Consider the following 26691-nt stretch of genomic DNA (forward strand, 5'->3'; position numbering starts at 1 on the left):
CGGTCATGGCCGTTTCCTTCCGAGTCTGCCGACGGCGGGGCGCAGCGGGATGTCCAGGGCGTCGTAGAGGCCCGGTTCGGCGTCCACCAGCCAGTCGATGGCGCCGACCAGGCGGCCGACGGCGGTCGCGTTGCCGCCGGCCGAGCGGTTCTCGCCCTCGTCGGTGGCCTCGACGGTGACCTCGATGCGGGGGCGGCCCTCGATCACCACGCGGTGGGCGCCGTCCCCGCCGTCGGGCGGCACCGGCCAGTCGGGGGCGCAGGAGGGGTGGATGCGGGTGACGTGTTCGATGACGAGGCGCGGTTCGCCGTCGACGATGCCCTGCACCTCGAAGCGGATCGCGCCCTGGGTGCCGGCCTCGAAGACGCCCATGGTCCGGGTGGTGACGGTGGTTTCGAGGGGGCGGCGGTCCACCGTCTCGCGGATCTCGTCGAGTTCGACGCCGAGGGCGCGGGCCATCATGCGGATCTGGCCGCCCCACACCATGGTCGGGACGGACGGCAGGAGCATCATCGGTTGGTGGTCCATGGGCCGGCCCATGCCGACGAGGTCGCGTACGGAGTCGGGCTGGTCGTAGGTGGAGTAGTCGAAGACCTCCTGGCAGCGGATGCCGTCGATGGCGGTTCCCAGACCGCTGACCAGGAGCGGGAGCACGTCGTTGCCCCAGCCCGGGTCGACGCCGGAGGCGAACAGCGAGCCGCCGCCCGCCGCGACGGCCGCCGCCACCGGCTCACGGAACTCGGGCGGGGCGCTGCGGTGGTCGTAGAGCGGGTAGAGGGCGGGGCTGACGACGACCGCCCCGGCCCGGATCGCCCGGGTGACGTCGGCGAGGGCGCCGTCGGGGCGGACGTCGCCCGTCGCCGCGTAGACGACGGCCCGGGGCCGGGTCGCGAGCACGGCCTCGGCGTCGTCGGTGGCGATCACCCCGGTGTCGTGGTCGAGGCCGGCGAGCCGGCCCGCGTCGCGGCCGACCTTGTCGGGACGGTGGACGATGACGGCGGCCAGGTGCAGCGCCGGATGGGCTTCCACGGCACGGATGGCCAGACGGCCGACGTTGCCGGTGCCCCAGACAACCGTGGGAATCATGCGCGGAGGGTAGCGACAGGATCCCGAGGTTCCCAGAGCCGCGCGGGGAAATCTCCGCGGGCCGCCGCTACTGGTTCTGGCCGCCGAGGAGGAAGAGGAGGTAGACGAAGAAGGCGAAGAGGTGGCCGACGAACAGGTAGGCGACCAGCCGGATCAGCAGTCCGCGCGGGAACTTCATCTGCATGCTCATGGGGGTTGCTCCTTGGATGTCAGGGGTGGGTGGTCGGGCGGCCGCCGCTGCCGGCGGCCGGGCCGGCGCCGCGGACGGTGCTGCTGCCTCCGAGGCACAGGCCGGCGAGGCTGCTCTGCACCAGCGTGTGGACGAACAGCAGGTCGGCTCCCGCGCCGGTGGCCGCGGCGATCCGGTGCGGGGTGAGCGAGTCGAAGTGGGCGCTGTCGCCGGGTTCCAGCAGGTACTCGGTCTCGCCCAGGTGGAGCCGCAGCCGTCCCTTGAGGACGTACAGCCACTCCTCGCCGGGATGGACGCGGACCAACTCACCCGGGCTGCGCTCGCCGTACGGGACGTGCACCCGCAGCGCCTGCATGCCGCGGCCCGAGCCGCCGGCCTGCCAGTACGTCCAGCCGTCGGCCTCGCGGGCCCCCGGACCGCCCGCGCGTACGACGGGATCGGCCGCGGCGGGGGTCTCGCCGAGCAGCTCGGAGACCGTCGTACCGTAGGTGCGGGCGAGCCCGAGCAGCAGCGGCAGCGAGGGCTGGCGCCGCCCCGTCTCCAGGCGGGAGAGGTGGGCGGGCGAGAGCCGGGCCCGCGCGGCGGCGGCCTCCAGGGTCAGTCCGGCGCGGCGGCGCAGCTCGCGCAGCTGCGGGGCCACGGCGGGCAGCTCGTCGGCTTCGGTGCCGGGGTTGGCGTCGGCGTCGGCGTCGGCGTCGGGACCGGCCGGACCGGGGGGACCAGGTGTCATGCCTCGATTGAGCCAGAAGCTTGCCTGAGTGGCAATCCGCCTTACCTCTGAGGCAAATCCCGCTCACGGGCCGGGTTACGAACCGGTCGGCGGCCGGCCGAGCACCGTCTCCACGGTGTCCGCCTCGTCGGCGCTCTTGTCCGGCCGGTGCCGCAGCACCCGGGCGAAGCGCAGCGCCACCCCGGCCGGATAGCGCGGGGAGCGCTGCAGGCCGTCGTAGGCGATCTCGACGACCAGCTCCGGCCGGACCCGCACCGTGTACCCGTCGTCCTCCACCGCCAGTTCCTGTAGGCGGCCGGTCTGCCAGCGCAGCATCTCGTCGGTCAGCCCCTTGAAGGTCTTGCCGAGCATGGCGTACGAGCCGTCGCCGGCCCGCGCGCCCAGGTGCAGGTTCGACAGGGTGCCCGTGCGCCGGCCGTGGCCCCATTCGGCGGCGAGCACGACGAGGTCCAGCGTGTGCACGGGCTTGACCTTGAGCCAGTGCCTGCCGCGCCGACCGGCGGCGTACGCGGAGTCGAGGGACTTGGCCATGACCCCCTCGTGGCCGCGGCGCAGGGTCTCGGCCCAGAACTCCTCCGCCTCCTCCGCCTGGGCCGCCGGGTCCTCGACGACGAGCCGACGGACCCGGGCGTCCTCCGGCACGAGCCCGGCGAGGACGGCGTACCGCTCGCGGACGGGAAGGTCGAGGAGGACGTCGTCGCCGGCGGCGAGCACGTCGAAGAAGTACGGGGCGACGGGCAGGGTCCTGCGGGCCGTCTCGACGTCGATCCGGGACCCGACGCGGCTCGCGATGTCCTGGAAGGGCACCGGGCGCCCGTCCGGGCCCAGACCGATCACCTCGCCGTCCAGGATGAACCGCTCCCCCGCGCAGTCCCGCGCCGCCCGCACCACCTCCGGCAGCCGGTCGGTGATCTCGTCGAGGGAGCGCGTGTAGACGCGGACGGCGTCGCCGTCGCGGTGCACCTGCACCCGGATCCCGTCGAGCTTCTCCTCCAGCGCGCAGGGCCCCAGCGCGGCCAGCGCCTCGGCCACCGACCCGGCGGTGTTCGCCAGCATCGGCTGCACGGGCTGCCCTACCCGGAGGGTGACCTCGCGGAGCACCGCCGGACCCCCGGCGAGGACCGCCGCGCCCACCCGGGGCAGGGAGCCGTCCAGCATCACGGCCCGGCGCAGCTCGGCGGCCGGCACCCCGGCGGCCGCGGCCACGCCCTCCAGCGCCACCGCGTCCAGAGCGCCCTGGCGGACCTCGCCGGACAGCAGGCTGCGCAGGAACCGCTGCTCGGGCTCGGTGGCGGCGGCGAACAGGGCGTCGACGAGCCGGTTGCGCGCGGCCTGGGAACCGGGGCCGGCCAGGGCGGCGAGCTCGGTCACCGCCGCGTCGACCGCGGCGACGCCGAGGGTGGGCCGGTCGGCGGGTGCGACGGGCCGGCCGAGGGTGCGCCAGCCCAGGCCGGGCCGGCCCTGCGGGAGCCGCCCGGCGAGGTAAGAGATGACCAGGGCGGCCTCGTCCGCGGGGACGGCCGCGAACACCTCCGCGAGCAGGGCGGTCTTACGGGACCGGGCGGAGGTCCCGGCGACCTCCCGGGACACCCGCGCGACCTCGGCGAGCAACATGCGGCCATCCTCCCGCCCCCCGGCCCACACCGCAGGCCGGGCGGCGGAAGATCCAGCCCCTCCGAGGGAAGTCCTCGCCCCGGGGAAATCCGGCTCGGGGGACATCCAGCCCGGGGGACATCCAGCCGCTCCGGCGTTCGAGGAGCGGGGTCCGGGGCGGAGCCCCGGAAGCTCGGGCAGCGGCGGCCGGGGTCGCGATCCCCGGTTTCGGGAAGGGGCGGGGCGGGGCGGGGGAAGACAGCCAGCGGGGCGCACCCCGCAGCCGGAGCACGCGGCGCACCTGCCAGCCGAACCGGCGGCGGACGCCGGGCCGAACCCGCGGGCGTACCGCAGCCGCGGTACGCCCGCAGCCGCCCGGGTAGTCCTCAAGGAGGTCGGCGGCTCCGCCTGGGGGCGCTCAGCCGGCGCCGGTACGCCGTCTAGGGTGCCCGTATGACGCTCCGACCACCGAAGCTCCCGCTGCCCCGGCGCGGCCGGAACCGCCTGCTCGCGGGGGCGGCCGCGCTCGCCGTCGTCGCGGGCGCCGGGACCTGGACCGCCGCCGCTCCGGGCGGGGAGCCGCCCGTTCGCCGCGAGGACCGGGTGCTCCAGTCGGCGGGCACCGGCATCGACACGTCGTACTTCACCGCCCCGGGCCGGCAGAAGCGTCCCGCCGTGCTGCTGGGCCACGGCTTCGGCGGCAGCAAGGACGACGTCCGCGCGCAGGCGGAACGGCTGGCCCGGGACGGGTACGCGGTGCTCACCTGGTCGGCCCGCGGCTTCGGCCGTTCGGGCGGGCAGATCGGCCTGAACGACCCCGAGTACGAGGTCAAGGACGTCTCCCGACTGCTCGACTGGCTCGCGGCGCGGCCCGAGGTGCAGCTCGACGCCGCCGGGGACCCGCGGGTCGGCGTCGCCGGGGCCTCGTACGGCGGGGCGGTCGCGCTGCTCGCCGCCGGGTACGACCAGCGGGTGGACGCGATCGCCCCGCAGATCACGTACTGGAACCTCGCGGACTCCCTCTTCCCGCAGGGCGTGTTCAAGAAGCTGTGGGCGGGGCTGTTCTTCACCACCGGTTCGGCGGGCGGCGTGCAGCCGGGCCGGCCGGCGGAGCCGTCCGCGGCCGCCGCCGCAACCGGAGCCGCGGCCGGAGCCACGGGCGGAGCCACGGCGTGCGGGCGGTTCCAGCCCGAGCTGTGCGCCATGTACGAGCGGGTCGCGGCGTCCGGGAAGCCCGACGCCGAGGCCCGCGCACTGCTGGAGCGGCGCAGCCCCTCGGCGGTCGCGGACCGGATCAGGGTTCCGGCGCTGATCGTGCAGGGCCAGGACGACTCCCTCTTCCCGCTGGACCAGGCCGACGCCATGGCCCGGGCCATCGCCGCGAACGGCGCGCCCGTGGCCGTCGACTGGGCGGCCGGCGGGCACGACGGCGGGACGCGCGAGGCGGGCCGCGTCGAGGCCCGGGTGACGGCCTGGTTCGACCGCCATCTCAAGGGCGGGGCGGGCACGGAGACCGGACCGGCGTTCCGCGTCTCGCGCTCCGGGGGCATCGACTCCACCGACGGCACGGTGCGGTTGCGCGGCGCGAGCGGCGAGACCTATCCCGGGCTGACCGCGGGCCGCCGGGAGTTCGCCCTGCCGGGCGGCGGCGGGAGCGGGGGTGGCCGGGAGCAGACCTTCGCCAACCCGGCGGGCGGCACGCCGACCGCGATGTCCTCCGTCCCGGGGATCGGCGGGCAGCTGGCCGCCTTCGGGGCCGGGCTGGCCGGGCTGTCCCTGGATTTCCCGGGGCAGCACGCCCGGTTCGACTCGGAGCCGCTCTCCGAGGAGGTGCGGATCACCGGCACACCGACGGTCGCCCTGACCGTGCGGTCGACGGCCGCCGACGGATCGGCCGTCCTGTTCGGCAAGGTGTACGACGTGGGGCCGGACGGGCGCCAGCAGGTGCTGCCGCACCAGCTGGTCGCCCCGCTGCGGGTGGAGGACGCGCAGCAGGGCCGGACCGTGGAGCTGCGGCTGCCCGCCGTCGACCACGCCGTGCAGGCCGGGCACCGGCTGCGGCTCGTCGTGGCGGCCACCGACCTCGGCTACGCCTCGCCGACGGCCCCGGCCTCGTACACGGTCGCGGTGCAGGGCCCGCTGGCGGTGCCCGTCGCCGAGGGGGTGCGCACGGCCGCGGCGGGGCTGCCCGCCTGGACCTGGGGCCTGCCGCTGGGCGCGGTGCTGCTGGCGGCGGCACTGCTGGGGATCCGCCGCCCCGGCCGGGCCGGGGCGGCGGGAGGTCCGCAGGACCGGTCGCGGCCCGGCGGCCCGGCGGCCGCGGCGCTCCCCGCTCCCGGGCCGGGCGACGACGTCCCCCTGGACATCACGGGCCTGACGAAGCGGTACGCGAAGGGGCAGGACCGGTATGCGGTGCGGGACCTGTCGTTCCGGGTGGAGCGGGGGCAGGTGCTGGGCCTGCTCGGGCCGAACGGCGCCGGGAAGACCACCACGCTGCGGATGCTGATGGGGCTGATCACCCCGGACGCCGGGGAGATCCGGGTGTTCGGGCGCCCGGTGCGGCCCGGCGCCCCGGTGCTGTCGCGGGTCGGGGCCTTCGTCGAGGGGGCCGGGTTCCTGCCGCACCTGTCGGGGCGGGCCAATCTGGAGCTGTACTGGCGGGCCACCGGGCGGCCGGCCGGGGACGCGCACATGGCGGAGGCCCTGGAGATCGCCGGCCTCGGCGACGCGCTGGAACGCGCGGTGCGCACGTACTCGCAGGGCATGCGGCAGCGGCTCGCCATCGCCCAGGCCATGCTCGGGCTGCCGGACCTGCTGATCCTCGACGAGCCGACGAACGGCCTGGACCCGCCGCAGATCCGGGAGATGCGCGACGTGATGGTCCGGTACGCCGCGGCCGGCCGCACGGTGATCGTCTCCAGCCATCTGCTGTCGGAGGTGGAGCAGTCCTGCACGCACCTGGTGGTCATGGACCGCGGGCGGCTGGTGCAGGCGGGCGAGGTCGCCGAGATCACCGGTGGCGGGGACACCCTGCTGGTGGCGGTCGACGGGCCGGTGGAGGAGGGGACCGTCGCGAAGGTGGCGGCCCTGGAGGGCGTGGAGTCCGCCGCGCCGTACGGGGAGGGGCTGCTCGTGCGGCTCGGCGGTGCGACGGCCGCGGAACTGGTCGCCGAACTGGTGCGGCTGGAGGTGCCGGTGAGCGGCGTGGGCCCGCACCGGCGGCTGGAGGACGCTTTCCTGACCCTGATCGGAGGAACGCCGTGAGCGGCGCGAGCGGTCTGAGCGGTGTGAAGAGCGCGGGGCCCGCCGTGGCGGAAGGGGCTCCCGGCTACCGACCGGGCCGCACCCTGCCGCTGCGCGTGGAGGCCCTGCGGCAGTGGCGCCGGCGCCGGACGCTGGTCATGGGCGGGGTGCTCGCCGCGCTGCCCTTCGTGATGATCGTCGCGTTCGCGGTGGGCGGCGGGCGGGACGCCGGTGGCCGGGACGGCCGGATCACGTTCATCGACACGGCGACGGCGTCGGGCGCCAACTTCGCGGCCACCTGCCTGTTCGTGTCGGCCGGGTTCCTGCTGGTGGTGCCGGTGGCCCTGTTCTGCGGGGACACGGTGGCGTCGGAGGCGAACTGGTCGTCGCTGCGCTATCTGCTGGCCTCGCCGGTACCCCGGGCGCGGCTGCTGTGGAGCAAGCTGGTGGTGGCGCTGGGCTTCAGCCTGGCGGCGATCGTGCTGCTGCCGGCGGTGGCGCTGGCGGCGGGTACGGTCGCGTACGGCTGGGGACCGCTGAAGCTGCCGGCGGGCGGGGTGCTGGAGGCCGGGGACGCGCTGCCGCGGCTCGCGCTGGTGGTGGCGTACGTCTTCGTGTCCCAGCTGGTCACGGCCGGTCTGGCGTTCTGGCTGTCGACGCGGACGGACGCGCCGCTGGGCGCGGTGGGCGGGGCGGTCGGCCTGACGATCGTCGGCAACGTGCTGGACGCGGTGACGGCGTTGGGGTCCTGGCGCGAGTTCCTGCCCGCGCACTGGCAGTTCGCCTGGGCGGACGCCCTCCAGCCGCACCTGGAGTGGGCGGGCATGGTGAAGGGGACGGCCGTCTCGGTGTCCTGCGCGATCGTCCTGGTCGCGCTCGCGTTCCGGGGCTTCGCCCGCAAGGACATCGTGTCCTGAACCGTCCGCCAGCGCGAGCCGTGGCCGGCCCGGGACCCGTACGGGGTCCCGGGCCGGCGGCGTCTCACACCGCGCGCCCGGGGGTTCCGGCGACCGCGTCGATCTCGGTGAGGAGTTCCGGCTCCAGCGGGCGGTCGGCGACGGCGGCGTTGGCGCGGACCTGCTCGGCCGAGGTGGCGCCCGCGATGACGGAGGCGCAGCCGGGCTGGGCGGACAGCCAGCCGACGGCGAGTTCGAGGATGCTGCGGCCGTGCCGGTCGGCGATGGCGGCCAGCGCCTCGACGGTGTCGAGCCGCGCCTCGGTCAGGTAGGCGTCGCGCCCCGCCAGCCGGGACCCGGCGGGTACGGGCGCGCCCCGCCGGATCTTGCCGGTGAGCAGGCCGTTGGCGAGGGGGAAGTACGGGAGGACGCCGAGGCCGTAGTGCCGGGCGGCCGGAACGAGTTCCGCCTCGGCCGAGCGCTGCAGCAGCGACCATTCGTTCTGTGCCGATACGAACGGCACCGCGCCCGTTTCGCGTGCGACGTGGGCGGCTTCGGCGAGCTGCCAGCCGCTGAGGTTGGAGTGCCCGATGTAGCGGATCTTGCCCTCGGTGACGAGCTCGGTGAGCGCGGCCAGGGTCTCGGCGACGGGGGTGGCCGGGTCGGGGCTGTGCAGCTGGTACAGGTCGATGTGGTCGGTGCCCAGGCGGCGCAGGGACTCCTCGACGGCGCGCCGGATGTAGGCGCGGCCGCCGCGGGAGCCGGCGGCGGGCCCGTAGCCCATGTCCACGCCGTCGTAGCCGAACTTGGTGGCGAGGACGACCTGGTCGCGGCGGCCCTTGAGGGCCTCGCCGAGGTGGGACTCGGAGCCCCCGCGGTCGCCGTAGATGTCGGCGGTGTCGAGGAGGGTGATCCCGGCGTCGAGGGCCGCGTCCACGACGGACCGGGTGGCCCGGGCGTCGAGCCGGCCGCCGAAGTTGTTGCAGCCGAGGCCGACGGCGGAGACCAGGAGTCCTGAACTGCCCAGGGGCAGGTAGCGCATGAGGGTTCCTCCACCCTTGTCGTTCATGATCGTTGGGCGAACGGCCAGTGTAGGCGCGGGAGGACGGGCGGCAGGGGGAAGGCGGGGGCGCGCGGTCGGACGCTGGTGGGGTCCGTTCGGCACCCTGGAGTGCACGTCGGTGGCGCAGGGCCGCGGGCGGTGGCATAGCGTGCCCCGCATGCATCAGGATCATATGACCGGACACGGCGAGGGGGCCGCCCGGCGGCGGTTCCTCACCCTCGCGACGGGAGCGGCCACCGCGGCCGGCCTCGGGGCCGTGGCCGGCTGCGGGACCGGCGACGCCGACGGGGCGAAGGCACCCGGAGCCGGCGGCGGACCGGCCGCGGACGGACCGGCGGTGCCGGGCGGTGCGACGGCGGCCGCACCGGGCGGCGGCTTGGACGTCAAGGCCGAGAACACCAGGCCCGGCAACGCCGACTGGCACGTGACCAAGGCCGGGCCGGCCCGCGCCATCGAGGGCTTCGCCGACAAGGTGAGCGTGCTGCCCGGCGAGCCGTTCGGCCTGCACGTGTCGACCACCGCGCCCCGGTTCACCGTCTCCGCCTACCGGATGGGCTGGTACGGCGGCGCCCGGGCCCGCCTGGTGTGGCGCTCCGAGGCCCTGCCCGGGGTGCGGCAGCCGGAGCACACCGTGGATCCGGCGACCCGGACGGTCCGCGCCCGGTGGCCCCGCACGGCCACCGTCGACACCAGGGGCTGGCCCGAGGGCTGCTACCTGCTGCGGCTCGACGCACAGGGCGGTGAGGGCCAGCGCTTCGTGCCGGTCACGGTGCGGTCGGCGGCCACCGCCGGGCGTACGGTCGTCGTCAACGCGGTGGCGACCTGGCAGGCGTACAACCGGTGGGGCGGCTACAGCAGCTACGACGGCCCGAGCGGCGGGTTCGCCTCCCGCTCCCTGGCCGTGACCTTCGACCGGCCGTACGACTACGACGACGGCGCCGGCCTGTTCCTCGTGTACGAGGCCCCGCTGCTCGCCCTGGCCGAGCGGCTCGGCATACCCCTGGCCTACGCGACGACCAGTGACGTGGCGCGCGAGAAGCGGCTGCTGAACGGGGCGGCGGCGGTGCTGTCCCTCGGGCACGACGAGTACTGGTCGCCTGAGCAGCGCGCCCACTTCACCGCCGCCCGCGACGCCGGCACCAACCTCGCCTTCCTGGGCGCGAACTGCTGCTTCCGGCGGATCCGGCTGGAGCCCTCCGAGTTGGGGCCCGAGCGCACCGTCGTCTGCTACAAGTCCTCCTACGACCGGGACCCCGGACACGAGCGGGGCCACCCGGCGACCACCGACTTCCGTTCGGCGCCGGGCGCCGACCCCGAGAGCTCGCTGCTCGGCGTGATCTACGACGGCTACCCCGTGGACGCCCCGTACGTGGTGACGCACCCGGGGCACTGGCTCTTCGAGGGCACCGGCGTGAAGGCGGGCGACCGCTTCGCGCACCTGGTGGGTGTGGAGTACGACAAGGTCGACACCGGCTTCCCGACGCCCCGGCCGATCGAGATCCTGGCGCACTCCCCGGTGGTGTGCGAGGGCCGGTCCAGCCACCAGGACACCGCGTACTACACGGTGCCGAGCGGCGCGGGCGTCTTCGCCACCGGGACCATGCGCTGGGTGGAGGCGCTGGACGCGACCGGCGACGGGAGCAGCGGCGCCGTCCACGGCCTGGACGCGAGGGCGGGCGCCCTGACCACCCGCGTGACGGAGAACCTGCTCCGCGCCTTCGCGGCGGGCCCCGCTGGCCGCACGCACCCGGCCCGGGACAACGTGAAGGAGGTGTACGGGTAGGGGGTGTGGGCGCTCCCGCCCGCTCGGTGGACTCCCCCCGGAGCGGACGTCTAGGATCGTGATCACGGCATCGCGTGTCGGTCACCGACCGGGTGAGGCATGGAGGTGCCCGTGATGTGCCTTGCGGAGGCATTCACACATGTCAGTCATGCTGAACCACACGATCGTCCATTCCCGGGACAACCGGGAGTCGGCCGCGTTCCTCGCCGACCTCCTCGGCCTTGAGGTCGGCGAGGAGTGGGGACCGTTCGTCCCCGTCGAAACCGCCAACGGCGTCACCCTGGACTTCGCGACCGTCCCGGCGGGGTCCATCACCGTCCAGCACTACGCCTTCCTGGTCTCCGAGGCGGAGTTCGACGCCTCGTACGAGAAGATCCGGGCGGCCGGGATCGAGTACTGGGCCGACCCCCGGCAGAAGCACCCGGGCGAGATCAACCACAACGACGGCGGCCGCGGCATCTACTTCCTGGACCCGTCCGGCCACGCCCTGGAACTGATCACCCGCCCCTACGGCCATCAGGAGGCCTCGGCCGGGTAGGCGCTGCGCCGGCCGTGCTCCCCGCCGGGCGGAGCACGGCCGCGTCCTGCCGGTTCCGGTACGGTCCCGGTCAGCGGGCCGCCGGCTGCGCGTCCAGGGGAAGGTAGACGACGTTCGGGACGCCCGTGGCCGGGTGGACGCCGATCCGGGTCCGTACCCCGTACACCTCGGCCAGCAGGTCCTCCGTCAGGACCTCGGGCGGAGGGCCCGAGGCGGCCACGCGGCCGGCCGACAGGACGTACAGGCGGTCGCAGAAGGCGGCGGCCAGGTTCAGGTCGTGGAGGACGAGGACGGCGGTGGCGGGCAGGGCGCGCACCAGGGCCAGGAGCTCCAGCTGGTAGCGGACGTCGAGGTGGTTCGTCGGCTCGTCCAGGGCGAGCAGGCCGGGGTCCTGGGCCAGGGCGCGGGCCACGAGGGCGCGCTGGCGTTCGCCGCCGGACAGTTCGTCGAAGCGGCGGTCCGCGAACGCGGCGACGCCCACGGTCTCCAGTGCCTCGGCGACCCGCCGGGCGTCGTCCGGGCCGTCCTGCTCCCAGAACCGCTTGTGCGGGCTGCGCCCCATGGCGACGACCTCGCGGACGGTCAGTCCGAGCAGGCCGGTCGCGTCCTGGGGGACGACCGCGGTGCGCCGGGCCCGGTGTTTGACGCCGAGCGCCGCCGCGTCCGCGCCGTCCAGCAGGACACGGCCGGTGGTGGGCCGCAGGGTGCCGTACACGCAGCGCAGCAGCGTGGTCTTGCCGCTGCCGTTGGGGCCGACCACGCCGACCGTCTCGCCGGGCCGGGCGGTGAGGTCCACTCCGTGGAGCAGGGTGTGTCCGCCGGTGGTGTAGCCCACGCCGTCGACGGTGAGGTCCAGCGGGTGCGCCCGCCCGTCCGCGGTCATGCCGGCAGCCCCTCGGTGCGCGTGGAACGCCTCAGCATCCACAGGAAGAACGGTCCGCCGACCAGCGCGGTGACCACGCCGACCGGTATCTCCTCGGGCGCCGCGGCCGTGCGCGCGATCAGGTCGGCCAGGAGCAGGAACACCGCCCCGCCGAGGGCGGCGACCGGCAGCAGGGACCGGTGCGCGGCCCCGACGACCATCCGGGCGGCGTGCGGCACCATCAGCCCGACGAAGCCGATCGCCCCGCTGTACGCCACGAGCACCCCGACGACGAGGGAGACGAGGACGAAGACGGCGGCGCGGAAGCGGCCCGCGTCCAGCCCCAGGGTGTGCGCACCCTCCTCCCCCGCCAGCAGCAGGTCCAACGGCCGGGCGAGGGCGGTCAGCAGGGCGGTGCCGGCGGCCAGCACCGCCGCGGGCAGGGCCAGTTCGTCCGGGCGGGCGCCGCCGAGGCCGCCCAGGGTCCAGAAGAGGACGGACCGCACCTGGTCGGGGCGCGCGGCGAGGACGAGCACCAGGCTGGTGAGCGCGGACAGGACGTACTGGACGGCGACGCCGGCGAGGACCAGCCGCCCGGTCGTCATGCTCCCGCCGCGCCGGGCCATCGCGTACACGGCGACGAGCGCGCACATCGACCCGGCGAACGCGGCCGCCGGCACCCCGGCCCCGCCCGCGATACCGGCGAGACCTGCGAGGGCGCCCGCGCCCGCCGTCCCGGCGGTGCCGGCTCCCGCCCCGAGGACGATGACGAGGACCGCGCCGGCCGAGGCACCCGAGGAGGCGCCGAGCAGGAACGGGTCGGCGAGCTGGTTGCGGACGAGGGCCTGCAGGACGGTGCCGGCCACCGCGAGCCCGGCCCCGACGACGGCGCCGAGGAGCACCCGCGGCATCCGCACGTCCCACACGATGGAGCCGAACGCCCCGCCGCCCGGCCCGGGTCCGCGGAGCACCAGGTCGAGCACCTGCCCGGGGGCGATCCGGACCGGCCCCAGGGCCAGCCCCGCCACGGCCGACGCGAGGAGCGCGGCGGCCAGGACGAGCAGGACCACGGCGACGGGCGGACGCCGGGCAGGGCCCGTACGGGGGCGGGTCACGGGGCGTCGGGGTGGAGCTGGCGGCCCAGGGCCTCGACGGCGTCGGCGACGCGCACGCCGAGGACGGCCGAGGACAGCGGCAGCACGGCGAACCGCCGGTTCTTGACCGCTGGAACCTCCGCGAGCGCCGGATCGTTCAACAGGCGCTGCTTCTTCGCCTCGACGGTGGTGCCCCCGTAGTCGTAGATGAGGACGACCTCGGGCTTGCGCTCGATGACCTTCTCCCACGACACGTCGCCGAAGGTGTCCCCCAGGTCGGCGAAGGTGTTCGTCCCGCCGGCCAGGGAGACGATCTCGTTGCCGATGCCGTGGCCGCCCGAGGTGAAGGCGCTGTCCTGACCGGAGTCGTAGACGAAGACGGAGGGCCGGCCCCTGTCCTTGACCCGGGCGGTGACGGCGTCGATGCGGCGCTGCTGCTCCGCGATGAGCCGTTCGCCCCGCTCGGGCACCCCGAAGGTGCGGGCGACCTCGGTGATCTCGGTCTTCAGCTGCTCCAGGCCCACCGGGCCGTCGGTGCAGTACTCCACGCTGAGCCGGGTGTTGATGCCCGCCCCGGCGAGCGCCTCGCGGTCGCGGCCCTGCGCCTTGTCGAAGGCGCTGGAGTAACCGCCGTACACGAAGTCCGGGTTGGCGCCGAGGAGCACCTCCTTGGACGGGTACTCCTTCGCCAGCACCTTGATCCGGTCGTAGGCGGGCTTGTACGCGGGAAGCACCGCGTCGTCCAGGTAGGCGGTCCCGGCCATCCGGTCCTGCAGGCCGAGCGCGAGCAGCAGCTCGGTGGCGTGCTGGTTCATGGTGACGGCCCGCTGCGGCGGCGCCTGGTAGGTGCTGGTGACACCGCAGTTGGCGGTGGTGTACGGGAACCCGGGCGCGGCGGCCGTCCCCGGGGCGGCGCCCTGTCCGGCCCCGCTCGACCCGCCACAGGCGGCGAGCGGTACCAGCAGGGTGATCGGGGCGAGTGCGCGCAGCAGGGCGCGGGAACGCGGCATGGCGAAGCCTCTCCGGGGGATCCTCGTCCCCTGGTCGACGTGAAGAGGCGGCGCGTCAGTATCTGGCTTCCGGCCCGCGGGAGGCGGGCCGGTCACAGTGGCGGGACCGCACCGGATTCGCACCGGTTTCCTGTCCTGCACCGCCGAGTTGGTCCACACCAGTCTGCCAGACGCCGCGGACCGCGCGGTGACATGACGAAGGCCCAGCTCCGCCAACCCGGACCTGGGCCTTCACACGTGAACCACCGGTTCACCGTGGCAGGGGCGACAGGATTCGAACCTGCGACATTCGGTTTTGGAGACCGACGCTCTGACCAGCTGAGCTACACCCCTTCGATGGGGACAACCATGCCATGCCGCGGCGAGAAGATCCACTCGATTAAGGGTGCGTGTCCCCCGGGGCGCGGCGCCGGCGGTGGGTGGCGGCCAGGGCCGCGGTCTGGGCGAACGTCGGGACGCGGCCGGTGCCGCCCCGCCCGGAGACCGACAGGGACGCGGCGGCGATGCCGTGGGCCACGGCGTCGGCGAGGCTGTCGCCGAGGGCGAGCCGGGCGGTGACGGTGCCGGTGAAGCAGTCCCCGGCCCCGGTGGCGTCGACCGGGGCCGGGTTGACGGGCACGCAGTGGTACTCGGCCAGCGTCCCGTCGTCCAGGAGCAGCCGGTCCGCCCCCGCGGTGACCGCGACCGTACGGGCGCCCAGCGCGCGGTAACGGGCCGCGGCGGCGCCGGGGTCGGCGGTGCCCACGAGGGCGAGCGCGTCGTCGGGGCAGGAGGTCTTCAGCAGGCCGGTCAGCGGGGCGACCCGCGCCAGCAGTTGCCGGGCGGCGGCCCGGCCGGTCAGCCGGGGCCGGAAGTTGGGGTCGTACGAGACGTGCCCGCCGGCCCGGTGCACGGTCTCGGCGGCGGCCACCACCGCCTCGCCGCTGCCGGCCGACAGGGCCCCGGTGATCCCGCTGGTGATGAGGGCCCCGGCTCCGGTGAGCACGCTCCGCCAGGCTTCCACGTGCCCGGGCGAGAGGGTGGATCCGGCGCTGTGCGTACGCCAGTAGACGAACTCGCGGGCGCCTGCGGTGCCGGCGGCCAGCAGGTAGGCCCCGTTGGGCCGCGGGGCCCGGTGGACGTGGGCGGTGTCCACGCCGAGTTCGGCGACCCGGCGCAGCAGCGGAACGCTGAGCTCGTCGTCCCCGACGACGGCGAGGAGGGCGGTCCGGGCGCCCGCCGCCGCGGCCGCCGCGGCGGCGTTCAGGGCGTCGCCGGAGTAGGAGATGCGGGCCGGGGTGCCGTCGGCGACCGCCCTCAGGGCGGTGTCGGCGTGGATCTCGACCAGGACCTCGCCGAGGACCACCACGTCGTACCGGGGGCCGGCCACGGCCCCTTCGTCCGCGGCTCCGATCCCCGCGCCGACAGGGGCGCCGGCCACTCCGTCGTCCGGGCCGCCGCCCGTACCCCCCGCGCCACCGTCCGCGTACCCGCCCGGCATCTCAGCGGCCCGTCCCCCGGCAGGCGGCGCAGCACGGGCCCGCCAGCTCCGCGAAGACGGCGGCCAGTTCCGCGGGATCGTCCGGCAGGCCGCTGCCGATGCCGACGGCCGCGGCCCCGGCGTCGAGCCAGTCCCGGACCTCGGCGGGCCGGATGCCGCCGGTCGGGAGCAGGAGGGCCGCGGGGAGCACCGCAGCCAGGGAGCGGATGAAGCCGGGGCCGCCGAGGTGCGCCGGGAACACCTTGGCGGCGCCCGCGTACCGCACCGCGGCGGCGATCTCGCCGGGGGTGAAGCCGCCCTCGACGAACACCGCCCCGCGTCGGGCGGCGGTGTCCCGGACTTCGGGGGCCGGGTACGGGGAGACCAGGAAGGCGGCGCCGGCGTCCAGGGCGGCCTCCGCCTGCGCGGCTGCGGTGACCGTGCCGACCCCGATCATCGCGGGGCGGCCGTGCGCGTCGGCGAGCGGCGCGAGCCGGGCGACGGCCCGCGCCCAACCGGGGGTCGTGGTGGTCAGTTCGACCACGCGGCAGCCGGCGGCCAGCAGGGCTGCGGTCCGGCGGACGGCGTCGTCCGCCCCCGGAGTGCGCAGCACCGGTAGCAGTCGCTGGGCGGCGAGGGCTGCGTAAGGATGGCAGGACACGAGGCGACCCCCCGGTCGTTCCACGCGACGGAACTCCTTGCGCAGACCCTATCGGGCCCGCCCTGGCCTGTCGCCGGTTCTGCAGAAGCCGGGGTCCCGACGGGGCCGCCCAGCGCCTCGACCCGCCCGCCCGTCCGAAACCGGTTTTCGAGAACTTCCTCCGAATAACTGTTATCCGGCCGCTGCTCGACGGTCTCCCAGGTATCGGGCATCATCGACCGCCGGTACGGACAGGGAACCTCATATGACTACACAGCACACGGCAGAGCTGGTCGCGGCCGCCCGCGCGGGCGATCCCCGCGCGCAGGACGAGCTGGTCGGCGCCTACCTGCCGCTCGTCTACAACGTCGTCGGGCGTGCCCTGAACGGGTCAGTCGACGTGGACGACGTCGTGCAGGACACGATGCTGCGCGCGCTCGACGGTCTGGGCACCCTCCGCGCGGACGACAGCTTCCGGTCCTGGCTGGTGGCCATCGCGATGAACCGGGTACGGGCGTACTGGCAGGCCCGGCGCACCGCGCCCGGGGAGAGCGGCCTGGAGGCCGCCTGGGAACTCGCCGACCCCGGTGCCGACTTCGTGGACCTGACCGTCGTACGGCTGCAGCTGGAGGGGCAGCGGCGCGAGACGGCGCGGGCCACCCGCTGGCTGGAGCCCGACGACCGGGCGCTGCTGTCGTTGTGGTGGCTGGAGTGTGCGGGCGAGCTGACCCGGGCCGAGGTGGCCACGGCGCTGGAGCTGTCCCCGCAGCACACGGCGGTGCGGGTGCAGCGGATGAAGGCCCAGCTGGAGTCGGCGCGGGTGGTGGAGCGGGCGCTGGACGCGCAGCCCCCGTGCGAGATGCTCCAGGCGGTGACGGCCGGCTGGGACGGGCACCCGTCCACGCTGTGGCGCAAGCGAATAGCCCGGCACGCGCGGGAGTGCATGCGGTGCGCGGGGCTGTGGGGCGGGCTGCTCCCGGCGGAGGGCCTGCTGGCGGGGCTGGCGCTGGTGCCGGTCTCGCTGGCCCTGCTGGACGGCGTACGGTCGGCGGCCGCCGCGACGGGCGGCTTCGCCCCCGCGGGCGCGGCCTACCCGGCCCACCCGGGCGGCTCCGCCCACCCCGGCGCGCACCCGGGCGGCTCCGGCCATCCGGGGGACGCCGTCCACGCGGGCGGCGACGGCGGTTCCGGGCTCGGTGGCTCCGGCCTCGGCCACCCGGGCTCCGGCGGTACGGGTTCCGGCGGCGCGGAATTCGCCGGTACGGAGCTGGCCGACGCGGCCACGCAGTGGGTTCCCACCGTTTCCGCGCAGGGCGGCCTTCCGTACGCGGAAGGGGACCCGGAAGCGGCCGTGACGGGCGGCCGCAGTCTGCTGCGCAAGCGCCGCCGCAGCCGCCGCCGGGCGGTCGGCGGTGCGGTGCTCGCCGCGTGCGTCGCGGGCGGCGGGCTCGCCTACCTCGGCGGCTTCCCCGGCTCGGGCGGCGAGGACGGCCGGGACACCGCCGCCCCCGTGAACGCGCTCTCGGCCCCTGAGTCGGCGGCCGCCACGGCCTCGGGGGCGGCCTCGCCGTCCGCTTCCGCCTCGGCCTCCGCGTCCCCTTCCCCGTCGGCGTCCGCCCCGCCGAGCCCCTCCGCCGACGGCGCGAGCCCGAGCCCGAAGCCGACCCCGTCCAAGACCGCGCCCCGCACGTCGGACCCGGACCCGGGGCCCGCGCCGCAGGGGCCCGTGGGCCAGGTGGTGGCCCTGGTCAACGCCGAGCGGGCGAAGGCCGGCTGCGGCCCGCTCAGGGACGACGCGCAGCTGAGGTCGGCCGCCCAGGCGCACTCCGACGACATGGCGGGCCGGAACTTCTTCGCGCACACCAGCCCCGACGGCAGCGATCCGGGCGACCGGACGACGGCTGCCGGGTACCGCTGGTCCACGTACGGGGAGAACATAGCCAAGGGCCAGCAGACGCCCGAGTCGGTGATGGACTCCTGGATGAACAGCGCCGGCCACCGGGCGAACATACTGAACTGCTCGTTCAAGGACATAGGGGTGGGAATCCACCAGGGCTCCGGCGGCCCGTGGTGGACGCAGAACTTCGGCGCCCGGTGACGCCGCGCCGCCCGCGCCGCATTCCCCCCGGCTGCTTCAGTTTCGCGGCAGGATAGAACCTGGAGCGCAACGAGCAGATCAGCGGGCTCTCGACGAGCGGCTCGCAGGAACACGGGGAGGCGTGGTGGCACGTACCGCGCGGCAGGAGCTGCGTCCACACCAGCGCGAGGCGGTCGACGCCGTCGTGCGGGCGCTGGCGCTGCCCCCCGGGGGGAGGGTGCCCGGGGCCGGGCTGCGCACCCAGGTCGTCATGGCGACCGGCTCCGGCAAGTCCCTGGTCGCCGTGCGCGCGGCCGAGGAGTTGGGGGCCGGGCGGGTGCTGGTGCTCGTCCCCTCCCTCGACCTCCTCGTGCAGACGGTCGCCTCCTGGCGGGCGGGCGGCCGCACCGGCCGGGCCTTCGCGGTGTGCTCCCTGCGCGCCGAGGAGGCGGGCGTGCCCGCCACCACTGATCCGGCCGAACTGGCCCGCTGGGGCCGCGGCCCGGCCGACCGGGTGGACCGGGTGACGGTGTTCGCCACGTACGCCTCGCTGGGCCTCGGCACGATCGAGAGCGCGCACGCGGCCGGGCTGCCCGGCTGGGACCTGGTGGTGGTCGACGAGGCGCACCGCACGTCCGGCCGGATCGGCAAGCCGTGGGCCGTCGTCCACGACAACACCCGCATCCCGGCCCTGCGACGGCTCTACATGACGGCCACGCCCCGGGTCTGGCAGGACGGCGAGGAGCCTGGGGCGTCCGGACCGGAGGGCTCCGCCGACGGGGCCGGCTCCCGGGGCCGCGGCGCACTCGTCGCATCGATGGAGGACGACCCGGACGGCCCCTTCGGCGCACGCTGCCACACCCTCACCCTGGCCGACGCCATCGACCGGGGGATCTGCGCCCCGTACCGGGTGGTGTGCGTCGACGTCAGCGATCCCGCGTTCCAGGCGGCGGTGCTGCTGGGCGCCGACGGCCGCTCGGACGAGGTGCGCGGGGTCCGCCTCGCGGCCCTCCAGGCGGCCCTGCTGAAGGCCGCCGCCGACCAGGGCTTCCGGCGGACCCTCGTCTTCCACCACCTCACGCGCGAGGCCGAGGCGTTCGCGGCCGGGCTGCCGGCGGTCGCGGAGCGGATGCGCACGGCGGCAGCGGCCGGCGGTGGGAACCGGGCGGACACCGGGTCCGCGTACCCGCGCACGGTCTGGGCGGACTGGCTGTGCGGCCAGCACCCGGCCGTGCACCGGCGGCGCGTCCTCGCCGAGTTCGCCTCCCACGGGGTCGCCGACAAGGCCTTCCTCGGCAGTGTCCGGGTGCTCGGCGAGGGCGTGGACACCAAGGAGTGCGACTCCGTCTTCTGGGCGGACGTACGCGGTTCCATGCCCGACCTGGTCCAGGCGGTCGGGCGGGCCCTGCGCATCCGGCCCGGCGAGGGCAAGGTGGCGTCCCTGGTGGTGCCGGTGCTGCTGGGGCCGGGCGAGACTCCCGAGTCGATGCTGACCTCACGGGCATACGGGGACCTCGCACGGCTGCTGGAGGCGCTGCGGGCCCACGACACTCGGCTCGTGGAGGCCCTGGCCCAACAGCAGGTGCCGAGCCGGCCGGGCCCCGCGGCGATGGAGTCCGTACCGGGCTCCGGGCTGCGCGTCGGCGCGCAGGCACTGCTGAGCTTCTCCACGCCCCGGGATCCGGCGCTGCTGGCGGCGTTCATCCGGCTGCGGGTGCTGCGCCCGGAGCACGAGCACTGGCGGCGCGGGGTGGAGGCCGCCCGGATCTACGCCGCGGAGACCGGGGACCTCAAGGTGCCGTTCGCCTTCCGGGTGCCCGAGCAGCCCCAGCCGGGCGCCGGGGCCTGGCCGCCCGGACTGGCCCGTTTCCCGCTCGGCCAGTGGATCGCGGACGCGCGCCGCAACCACCGCCGCGGCACCCTCGGCCGGGAGCGGGCCGCACAGCTCGACGAGCTCGGCATGGTGTGGAGCCACTTCGACGTGGCGTTCGAGGAGGGGCTCGCCGCCGCCCGCGGCTGGGCGGCGGAGCACGGCCACCTGCTGCCGCCCGCGGACGCCACCTGGCGGGGCGCGCCCGTCGGGATCTGGGTGAAGAACCAGCGGGCCGCGGCGCGCCGCCAGGGCCCGGGCTCGCTGTCGGAGGAGCGCCGGGAGGCCCTGGAGGCCGTGGACGCGTCGTGGTGCCCGGCCTGGGAGGTGTCCTGGCAGCGGGCGTTCCACCTGACCCGGGTCCATCTGGACGCGGGCGGCCGCCTGCCGCTCCGCCCCGGCGAGGTGCTCGTCCAGGGCGAGGACCTGGGCCGGTGGGTCCGCGCCCAGCGGCTCGGGTGGGAAGGGCTGGGCTGGGCCCAGCGCTGGCTGCTGGAGCACACGCTGGGCGTGACCGCGGCGGACGCCGCCGAGCGACCCCGGCCGCGGCGCAGCCAGGCCGAGAAGTGGGCGGACCACCTCGACGCGGCCCGGCAGTTCCACGCCCGGGAGCAGCACCTGCGGGTCCCCCGCGCGCACGTGGAGCGGGTCGGCGGGCGGGATGTGCGTCTGGGCTCCTGGATCGCCAACCAGCGCTCCCGCGCGGCCGCCCTCGCCCCGGAGCGCGTCGCCGCCCTGGACGCGCTGGGCATGCGCTGGTCGGCCGCCGGCTGACCCACGGGCCCGCTGACCCACGGCCCCGCTGACCCACGGGCCCGCTGGCCCACTGGGCTCCCAGGGCCCACGGCCCTGGGAGCCCCGCAAGCCGGCGGACCGGCGGACCGGCGGACCGGCGGGGACCTCAACCCCGTGGATGCCCGCCGTGACATCCCGACCGGGTGCTCCAGGGCCGCCGCCGCGGCCCTCCCCGTCGGCCGCCGTCGCCGGGGCCGTGGGGGGCACGGCCCGGCGGAGCTCGATCCGGCCGAGGTGGGGCGCACACGGCCACCGCGCGCTGCCGGGCGCTGCGGGGCGGCAGCCCGAGGTCGGCGAAGAGGGTGGTGCGGTGGCCCAGCCGGGTACGGACGACCCGCTGGAGGACCTCGGCGACGGCCGGGTGGTCGACCCGGGCGACGCCGGCCGGCGTGACCGGCTTCGTCGCCCGCCGCACCGCCGCCCGCGGGACCCCCGGGATCCTCCGGGACCGGAGCCGGGGCGGGGCCCGGCCCCGGAGCGGCGCGGCACGCTGACGCCCGGCCCGGCCGCCGGCCGGCCGCTCAGTGGTGGAAGCCCGAGCGGGGCTGGACCGGCGCCGGGGGCGGGGGTGCGGCCTTGAGGTGCTCGACGGCGCGGCGCAGGTCCTCGACGAGCAGCGCGACCTGGTCCCGGGTCACGCCGTGGCGGATCAGGACGCGTTGGATGACGGTGTCGTCGCGGTTCGCGGGCAGCGGGTACGAGGGCACCTGCCAGCCCCGCATCCGCAGCCGGTCGGACAGGTCGTAGAGGGTGAAGCCCGCCGAGGCGGGGTCGGTGAGCCGGTAGGACACGGCGGGCAGGGCGCCCTGGCCGTCGTAGAGCAGGGTGAAGGGGCCCATCGCCTCGATCTCGCCCGCGAGGTAGGCGGCGGTGTCGGCGCACACCTGGTGGACCCGCCGGTAGCCGCCGCGGCCGAGCCGCAGGAACAGGTAGTACTGGGCGATGACCTCGCCGCCGGGGCGGGAGAAGTTGAGGGCGAAGGTCGGCATGTCGCCGCCCAGGTAGTCCACGTCGAAGACGAGCTCGGGCGGCAGCAGGTCCGCGGTGCGCCACACGATCCAGCCGACGCCGAGCGGCGCCAGCCCGTACTTGTGGCCGGACGTGTTGATGGAGGCGACGCGCGGCAGCCGGAAGTCCCAGACCACGTCGGGGTGGAGGAACGGGGCGACGAATCCGCCGCTTGCCCCGTCCACGTGGATCGGCACGTCCCAGCCTGACTCGCGCTGGATGCGGTCGAGTTCGGCGGCCATCTCGGCGACGGGCTCGTAGGTGCAGGTGTAGGTGACGCCGAGGATGGCGACCACGCCGATGGTGTTCTCGTCCACGTACGCGGCGAGCTGGTGCGCCCGCAGGCCGGTCGCGCCCTCCTCCACCGGGACCTGGCGCAGCTCGACGTCGAAGTAGCGGGCGAACTTCTCCCAGCAGACCTGCACGGGCCCGCACACCAGGTTGGGCCGGTCGGTGGACTTGCCCTCGGCCTTCCGGCGGGCGCGCCAACGCCATTTGAGGGCGAGTCCGCCGAGCATGGCGGCCTCGCTGGAGCCGGTGGTTGAGCAGCCGGTGCCGGGGCCCGCCCCCGCCGGGGCGTGCCACAGGTCGGCCAGGATGTTGACGCAGCGGGCCTCGATCTCCGCGGTCTGCGGGTACTCGTCCTTGTCGATCATGTTCTTGTCGAGGCACTCGTTCATCAGCTTGTGCACGCCGTCGTCGGACCAGGTGGTGCAGAAGGTCGCGAAGTTCTGGGCGGCGTTGCCGTCGAGGAGCAGTTCGTTGTGGAGGAGTTGGTAGACCACCTCGGTGGGCGAATGGTCTTCGGGCATCCGGTACTTGGGGAGGACCTGGCCGCTCAGGACGGACGTGAACACATCCGTTTCGGTGTCGGCGTCGCCGGCGTCCTTCGTCTTGTGAAGAGCCATGTTCGGACTATAGGTGACATAACCCCCATATCCCCGCCTCGAGTTCCAGCCGTCTCCGCGATGTGACCCCGCGCATACCCGGTCGGCCGCAGCAGAAGAAATTACTGTCCAGTAAGATGATTTCCGATGATCTTCCCGTTCCGGGCGTTCAAACCGGCTGGAACGGGAAGATCGACCAACTTGTTCTATTGGCAACTTATCCACTCATGTCCGAATAACGGTCAACTCTCCGTGACCGCCTGCTAACTCTTCGGCCATGAACAAGATCACCCGCCGGCAGGCCTTGGGCACCACCGCCGGCGCACTCACCGCTCTCGGCATAGCCGGCGCCACCGCGCACGCAGCCGCCACCGACTCCCGCGCCACGCAACCCGTGGGCGCGGTCGACGAGGTGTACCAGGGCCGCCGCATCCAGATCACCCCCGCCGGAGGCGGCCACCACGGCGGCCACGGCGGCCACGGCGGCGGCCACTCCGCCGGGCTGCCCACGGTCCTCATAGACGGCCGCGAGCTCCACGTGATGCGCAACGCCGACGGCACCTGGATCAGCGTGGTCAACCACTACGAGACCTTCACGGATCCCCGCACGCTCGCCCGCGCCGCCGTGCGCGAGCTGCAGGGCGCCGTCCTCGCCCCGTTCGCGCCCATGGGAGGCCCGGCATGATCGTCCGCAAGAACCAGGCCTCCCTCACCGCCGAGGAGAGGCGCGCCTTCACCACCGCGCTGATCGAGCTCAAGCGCACCGGCGCCTACGACCGGTTCGTCACCACGCACAACGGCTTCATCATGAGCGACACCGACTCGGGCGACCGGGTCGGCCACCGCTCCCCTTCCTTCCTGCCGTGGCACCGCCGCTTCCTGATCGAGTTCGAGACCGAACTGCAGAAGGTGGACCCGAAGGTCGCCCTGCCGTACTGGGACTGGACCACGGACCGCACCTCCCGCGCCTCGATCTGGGCCGCCGACTTCATGGGCGGCACCGGCCGGGCCCGTGACGGCCAGGTCATGGACGGCCCGTTCGCGTACGCGGCCGGGAAGTTCCCGATCAACGTACGGGTGGACGGGCGCGCGTACCTGCGGCGCTCGCTCGGCTCCGGCGTGGCCGAACTGCCGACCAAGGCCGAGGTCGACGCGGTCCTGAACATGCCGGTCTACGACATGGCCCCGTGGAACAGCTCCTCGAACGGCTTCCGCAACAACCTGGAGGGCTGGCGCGGCGCCAACCTGCACAACCGGGTGCACGTGTGGGTCGGCGGGCAGATGGCCACCGGCGTCTCCCCCAACGACCCGGTGTTCTGGATGCACCACGCCTACGTCGACAAGCTGTGGGCCGAGTGGCAGGCCCGCCACCCGCAGTCGCCCTACCTGCCCGCTGCCGGCACGGCGAACGTGGTGGACCTGAACGACACCATGCGGCCGTGGAACGACGTCACCCCGGCCGACATGCTCGACCACCGCAAGTTCTACACCTTCGACACCGAGCCGGCCGCGGCCGCCGCCAGCCAGCGGTAGTGCAGCTCGGGGCGGCCCACCTGGCCGTACCGGGGGGTGCGGTCCGCACGCCCGGTGTCCACCAGGTGCTCCAGGTAGCGGCGGGCGGTGATCCGCGAGATCCCGGCCGCCTCCGCCGCTCCGGCCGCGGTCAGCCCCCCGGGTGAGGACCGCAGCAGCGCGGCGACCCGGTCCAGGGTCGGCGCGCTGAGCCCCTTCGGGAGCTCGGCGGGGAGCGGGGTGCGCAGAGCCGCCAGCGCCCGGTCCACGTCGTCCTGTCCCGCCGCCTCCCCCGCCGTGGCGCGGAACTCGGCGTAGCGCAGCAGCCGTTCGCGCAGCGTCGGGAAGGCGAAGGGCTTCAGTACGTACTGGACCACCCCGAGCGAGACGCTCTCGCGGACCACGGCCAGGTCCCGCGCCGAGGTCACCACGATCACGTCGACCGGATGCCCGGCGGCCCGCAGCCCGCGCGCGAAGCGCAGCCCGTGGCCGTCGGGCAGGCCCAGGTCGAGCAGCAGCAGGTCGACCCCGGTGCGTTCCAGCACCCGGGTGGCCTCCGCCAGCGAGTGGACGGCGCCGACCACGCTGAAGCCGGGCACCCGGCCCACGTACAACGCGTGCGCGTCGGCCGCGACGGGATCGTCCTCGACCACCAGCACGCGCACCGCGGGCCCCCGGCCCGCACCCGTCCCGGTCATGCCGGCACCCCTTTCCCGATGGGCAGTCGTACGGTGAACTCGGCTCCCCCACCAGGGACTCCGGCGGCCTCCGCACTGCCGCCGTGCCGCAGGGCCACCTGCCGGACGAGCGCGAGGCCGAGCCCACGCCCCTCCCCCTTTCCCGACCAGCCCCGCCGGAACACCTCGGCCGCGGCCCCCTCGGGCAGCCCGGGGCCGTTGTCGGCCACGCGGATCAGCAGGCCGTCCTCCTCGTGGCGCACCGTGACCTCGATCCGGGCCCCGGGGACGCCCGTCAGCGCGTCCACGGCGTTGTCGAGGAGGTTGCCGAGCACGGTGACCAGGTCGCGGGCCGGGAGCGCCTGGACCCCCGGGGCGCCGCGGCCCGATCCGGCCGCACGGCTGTCCCGGGTCACGACCAGCTCGACCCCGCGCTCGTGCGCCTGGGCGGCCTTGCCCAGCAGCAGCGCCACCAGTACGGGCTCGCCGACGGCGGTGACCACCTCGTCGGTGAGGGCCTGGGCCAGCTGGAGTTCGGCGGTGGCGAACTCCACCGCCTCGTCCGCGCGGCCCAGTTCGATCAGCGAGACCACGGTGTGCAGCCGGTTGGCCGCCTCGTGGGCCTGCGACCGCAGCGCCTGGGTGAACCCGCGCTCGTGGTCCAGCTCTCCGGTGAGGGACTGCAGTTCGGTGTGGTCGCGCAGGGTGACCACGGTGCCGCGGCGGCCGCCGCCCGCGACGGGCGCGCTGTTGAGGACCAGCACCCGCTCCGCGGTCAGGTGCACCTCGTCCACTCGGGGCCGGTCGGCGAGCAGCGCCCCGGTCAGCGGCGGCGGCAGGCCGAGGTCGACGATCGAGCTGCCGCGCACGTCCCCGTGCAGGCCCAGCAGTTCGCGGCCGGCGTCGTTGATCAGGGTGATCCGGCGCTGCCCGTCGAGCATCAGCAGCCCCTCGCGGACGGCGCGCAGGGCCGCCTGGTGGTAGTCGTAGACGCGGCTCAGCTCGGTGGCGTTCATGCCGTGGGTATGGCGGCGCAGCCGGGCGTTGACGACATAGGTGCCCACCGCGCCGAGGGCGAGGGCCCCGGCCGCGACCCAGACGACGGCGGAGAGCTGGGCCGCGAGCCGGGCGCTGATCACGCGGACCGTGATGCCGGCGCTGACCATGCCGACGACCCGGCCCCCGTCCAGGATCGGGGTGACCACGCGCATGGACGGGCCGAGGGTGCCGGTGTAGGTCTCGCTGAAGGTCTCGCCGCGCAGGGCGGGCGCGGTGGTGCCGAGGAAGGGCTCGCCGATGCGGCGCGGGTCGGGGTGGGTCCAGCGCCGCCCGTCCGGGGCCATGATCGTCACGAAGTCCACCTCCGAGTCGACGCGGACGCGCTCGGCGTAGGGCTGGAGGCGGGCCGTCGGGTCGTCGCCGTGCGCGGCCCCGCGCGCGGCGTCGAGGACGGCGGGCGAGTCGGCGACGGCGCGGGCCACGGCCCTGGCCTGGCGCCGGGCGGCGTCCTCGGCCTGGCCGCGGGCGGTGGCGTACGCGAAGACGGCGCAGCCGGCGACGACCACGGCGACGACCAGCACCTGCATGGCGAAGAGCTGGCCGGCGAGGCTGCGCGGCGGACGGGGGAGGCGGAGCATGGCGCTCAGTGTGCACCGCGCCGAGAACTCAATGAACGCAA

At 75.4% G+C, this 26691-nt stretch carries 21 protein-coding genes, 1 tRNA gene and 1 riboswitch; of the genes, 8 read left to right on the top strand and 14 right to left on the bottom strand.

Features of this window, described 5'->3' with window-relative positions; all coding sequences use genetic code 11:
• Positions 1-3: 3 nt before the first annotated feature.
• From ACSHWO_RS04080 to ACSHWO_RS04095, 4 genes are all read right to left on the bottom strand, one after another.
• Positions 4-1086, bottom strand: a complete 1083-nt coding sequence (locus ACSHWO_RS04080; protein WP_438310083.1) for an NAD(P)H-dependent amine dehydrogenase family protein — start codon at positions 1084-1086, stop codon at positions 4-6.
• Positions 1087-1153: 67 nt separating this feature from the next.
• Positions 1154-1276: a DUF6126 family protein gene (locus ACSHWO_RS04085; protein ID WP_361085521.1), complete on the bottom strand. Its 123-nt coding sequence runs from the start codon at positions 1274-1276 to the stop codon at positions 1154-1156.
• A gap of 19 nt (positions 1277-1295) precedes the next feature.
• Entirely contained in the window at positions 1296-2006 is a 711-nt protein-coding gene (locus ACSHWO_RS04090) for a helix-turn-helix domain-containing protein (protein WP_438310084.1), read from the bottom strand.
• Positions 2007-2081: 75 nt separating this feature from the next.
• Positions 2082-3620 carry an ATP-dependent DNA ligase gene (locus tag ACSHWO_RS04095; protein ID WP_438310085.1) on the bottom strand — a complete coding sequence of 513 codons (1539 nt, stop codon included), beginning with the start codon at positions 3618-3620 and terminating at the stop codon, positions 2082-2084.
• Between the two features lie 432 nt (positions 3621-4052).
• On the opposite strand from ACSHWO_RS04095, the gene ACSHWO_RS04100 reads away from it, so the two are divergent.
• Together ACSHWO_RS04100 and ACSHWO_RS04105 are read left to right on the top strand one after the other, a co-directional pair.
• On the top strand, positions 4053-6863 hold the full coding sequence (locus ACSHWO_RS04100) for a CocE/NonD family hydrolase (RefSeq protein WP_438310086.1): 2811 nt from the start codon (positions 4053-4055) through the stop codon (positions 6861-6863).
• Positions 6860-7759, top strand: a complete 900-nt coding sequence (locus ACSHWO_RS04105) for an ABC transporter permease (protein WP_438310087.1) — start codon at positions 6860-6862, stop codon at positions 7757-7759. Before ACSHWO_RS04100 ends, ACSHWO_RS04105 begins: the two co-directional genes overlap by 4 nt.
• A 64-nt stretch (positions 7760-7823) precedes the next feature.
• Here ACSHWO_RS04105 and ACSHWO_RS04110 read toward each other — a convergent pair whose 3' ends face one another.
• Entirely contained in the window at positions 7824-8780 is a 957-nt protein-coding gene (locus ACSHWO_RS04110; protein WP_385804374.1) for an aldo/keto reductase, read from the bottom strand.
• Positions 8781-8958: 178 nt separating this feature from the next.
• On the opposite strand from ACSHWO_RS04110, the gene ACSHWO_RS04115 reads away from it, so the two are divergent.
• Both ACSHWO_RS04115 and ACSHWO_RS04120 read left to right on the top strand, forming a co-directional pair.
• Positions 8959-10584, top strand: a complete 1626-nt coding sequence (locus ACSHWO_RS04115) for a N,N-dimethylformamidase beta subunit family domain-containing protein (protein WP_385804376.1) — start codon at positions 8959-8961, stop codon at positions 10582-10584.
• A gap of 139 nt (positions 10585-10723) precedes the next feature.
• Complete coding sequence (locus ACSHWO_RS04120) at positions 10724-11122, top strand: VOC family protein (protein WP_438310088.1); 399 nt, start codon at positions 10724-10726, stop codon at positions 11120-11122.
• Positions 11123-11192: 70 nt separating this feature from the next.
• Here the strand turns inward: ACSHWO_RS04120 and ACSHWO_RS04125 are convergent, their stop codons facing one another.
• From ACSHWO_RS04125 to ACSHWO_RS04150, 6 genes are all read right to left on the bottom strand, one after another.
• Positions 11193-12005, bottom strand: a complete 813-nt coding sequence (locus ACSHWO_RS04125; RefSeq protein ID WP_361085545.1) for an ABC transporter ATP-binding protein — start codon at positions 12003-12005, stop codon at positions 11193-11195.
• Positions 12002-13099: a FecCD family ABC transporter permease gene (locus ACSHWO_RS04130; protein ID WP_438310089.1), complete on the bottom strand. Its 1098-nt coding sequence runs from the start codon at positions 13097-13099 to the stop codon at positions 12002-12004. Before ACSHWO_RS04130 ends, ACSHWO_RS04125 begins: the two co-directional genes overlap by 4 nt.
• The gene (locus ACSHWO_RS04135) at positions 13096-14088 is read right to left on the bottom strand and encodes an ABC transporter substrate-binding protein (protein ID WP_438310090.1); all 993 of its coding nucleotides are present in this window, start codon (positions 14086-14088) and stop codon (positions 13096-13098) included. Before ACSHWO_RS04135 ends, ACSHWO_RS04130 begins: the two co-directional genes overlap by 4 nt.
• Before the next feature lie 36 nt (positions 14089-14124).
• A riboswitch (cobalamin riboswitch) is annotated at positions 14125-14261 on the bottom strand.
• Positions 14262-14344: 83 nt separating this feature from the next.
• Positions 14345-14421 (bottom strand) — tRNA-Trp (locus ACSHWO_RS04140).
• Between the two features lie 46 nt (positions 14422-14467).
• Positions 14468-15457 carry a PfkB family carbohydrate kinase gene (locus ACSHWO_RS04145; RefSeq protein ID WP_438310091.1) on the bottom strand — a complete coding sequence of 330 codons (990 nt, stop codon included), beginning with the start codon at positions 15455-15457 and terminating at the stop codon, positions 14468-14470.
• A gap of 112 nt (positions 15458-15569) precedes the next feature.
• Complete coding sequence (locus tag ACSHWO_RS04150; protein WP_438310092.1) at positions 15570-16232, bottom strand: bifunctional 4-hydroxy-2-oxoglutarate aldolase/2-dehydro-3-deoxy-phosphogluconate aldolase; 663 nt, start codon at positions 16230-16232, stop codon at positions 15570-15572.
• 220 nt (positions 16233-16452) lie between these two features.
• Between ACSHWO_RS04150 and ACSHWO_RS04155 the strand changes: the two genes are divergently transcribed.
• Positions 16453-18285 carry a sigma-70 family RNA polymerase sigma factor gene (locus ACSHWO_RS04155; protein ID WP_438310093.1) on the top strand — a complete coding sequence of 611 codons (1833 nt, stop codon included), beginning with the start codon at positions 16453-16455 and terminating at the stop codon, positions 18283-18285.
• A gap of 124 nt (positions 18286-18409) precedes the next feature.
• Complete coding sequence (locus tag ACSHWO_RS04160) at positions 18410-20908, top strand: Helicase associated domain protein (RefSeq protein ID WP_438310094.1); 2499 nt, start codon at positions 18410-18412, stop codon at positions 20906-20908.
• Between the two features lie 542 nt (positions 20909-21450).
• Here the strand turns inward: ACSHWO_RS04160 and ACSHWO_RS04165 are convergent.
• Positions 21451-22845, bottom strand: coding sequence for a glutamate decarboxylase (locus ACSHWO_RS04165; RefSeq protein WP_438310095.1), 1395 nt, complete (start codon positions 22843-22845; stop codon positions 21451-21453).
• Between the two features lie 256 nt (positions 22846-23101).
• Between ACSHWO_RS04165 and melC1 the strand changes: the two genes are divergently transcribed.
• Together melC1 and melC2 are read left to right on the top strand one after the other, a co-directional pair.
• A complete protein-coding gene (melC1, locus tag ACSHWO_RS04170) occupies positions 23102-23509 on the top strand; it encodes an apotyrosinase chaperone MelC1 (RefSeq protein WP_361085569.1) in 408 nt (135 codons plus the stop codon).
• Positions 23506-24357 carry a tyrosinase MelC2 gene (melC2, locus tag ACSHWO_RS04175; RefSeq protein WP_438310096.1) on the top strand — a complete coding sequence of 284 codons (852 nt, stop codon included), beginning with the start codon at positions 23506-23508 and terminating at the stop codon, positions 24355-24357. Before melC1 ends, melC2 begins: the two co-directional genes overlap by 4 nt.
• Here melC2 and ACSHWO_RS04180 read toward each other — a convergent pair.
• Both ACSHWO_RS04180 and ACSHWO_RS04185 read right to left on the bottom strand, forming a co-directional pair.
• A complete protein-coding gene (locus tag ACSHWO_RS04180; protein WP_361085575.1) occupies positions 24309-25034 on the bottom strand; it encodes a response regulator in 726 nt (241 codons plus the stop codon). The two genes, melC2 and ACSHWO_RS04180, sit on opposite strands and share 49 nt — an antisense overlap.
• Entirely contained in the window at positions 25031-26650 is a 1620-nt protein-coding gene (locus tag ACSHWO_RS04185) for a sensor histidine kinase (protein WP_438310097.1), read from the bottom strand. Before ACSHWO_RS04185 ends, ACSHWO_RS04180 begins: the two co-directional genes overlap by 4 nt.
• Between the last annotated feature and the right edge of the window lie 41 nt (positions 26651-26691).

The sequence above is a fragment of the Streptomyces pallidus (ex Mingjun et al. 2026) genome, assembly GCF_051550185.1.
Classification (GTDB): domain Bacteria; phylum Actinomycetota; class Actinomycetes; order Streptomycetales; family Streptomycetaceae; genus Streptomyces.

Coding starts and splice junctions, on each gene's coding strand:
- ACSHWO_RS04135 (WP_438310090.1), bottom strand. CDS start 14,088: ATGCCGCGTTCCCGCGCCCTGCTGCGCGCACTCGCCCCGATCACCCTG.
- ACSHWO_RS04165 (WP_438310095.1), bottom strand. CDS start 22,845: ATGGCTCTTCACAAGACGAAGGACGCCGGCGACGCCGACACCGAAACG.
- ACSHWO_RS04120 (WP_438310088.1), top strand. CDS start 10,724: ATGTCAGTCATGCTGAACCACACGATCGTCCATTCCCGGGACAACCGG.
- ACSHWO_RS04125 (WP_361085545.1), bottom strand. CDS start 12,005: ATGACCGCGGACGGGCGGGCGCACCCGCTGGACCTCACCGTCGACGGC.
- ACSHWO_RS04080 (WP_438310083.1), bottom strand. CDS start 1,086: ATGATTCCCACGGTTGTCTGGGGCACCGGCAACGTCGGCCGTCTGGCC.
- melC1 (WP_361085569.1), top strand. CDS start 23,102: ATGAACAAGATCACCCGCCGGCAGGCCTTGGGCACCACCGCCGGCGCA.
- ACSHWO_RS04100 (WP_438310086.1), top strand. CDS start 4,053: ATGACGCTCCGACCACCGAAGCTCCCGCTGCCCCGGCGCGGCCGGAAC.
- ACSHWO_RS04095 (WP_438310085.1), bottom strand. CDS start 3,620: ATGTTGCTCGCCGAGGTCGCGCGGGTGTCCCGGGAGGTCGCCGGGACC.
- ACSHWO_RS04110 (WP_385804374.1), bottom strand. CDS start 8,780: ATGCGCTACCTGCCCCTGGGCAGTTCAGGACTCCTGGTCTCCGCCGTC.
- ACSHWO_RS04085 (WP_361085521.1), bottom strand. CDS start 1,276: ATGAGCATGCAGATGAAGTTCCCGCGCGGACTGCTGATCCGGCTGGTC.
- melC2 (WP_438310096.1), top strand. CDS start 23,506: ATGATCGTCCGCAAGAACCAGGCCTCCCTCACCGCCGAGGAGAGGCGC.
- ACSHWO_RS04090 (WP_438310084.1), bottom strand. CDS start 2,006: ATGACACCTGGTCCCCCCGGTCCGGCCGGTCCCGACGCCGACGCCGAC.
- ACSHWO_RS04155 (WP_438310093.1), top strand. CDS start 16,453: ATGACTACACAGCACACGGCAGAGCTGGTCGCGGCCGCCCGCGCGGGC.
- ACSHWO_RS04185 (WP_438310097.1), bottom strand. CDS start 26,650: ATGCTCCGCCTCCCCCGTCCGCCGCGCAGCCTCGCCGGCCAGCTCTTC.
- ACSHWO_RS04180 (WP_361085575.1), bottom strand. CDS start 25,034: ATGACCGGGACGGGTGCGGGCCGGGGGCCCGCGGTGCGCGTGCTGGTG.
- ACSHWO_RS04115 (WP_385804376.1), top strand. CDS start 8,959: ATGCATCAGGATCATATGACCGGACACGGCGAGGGGGCCGCCCGGCGG.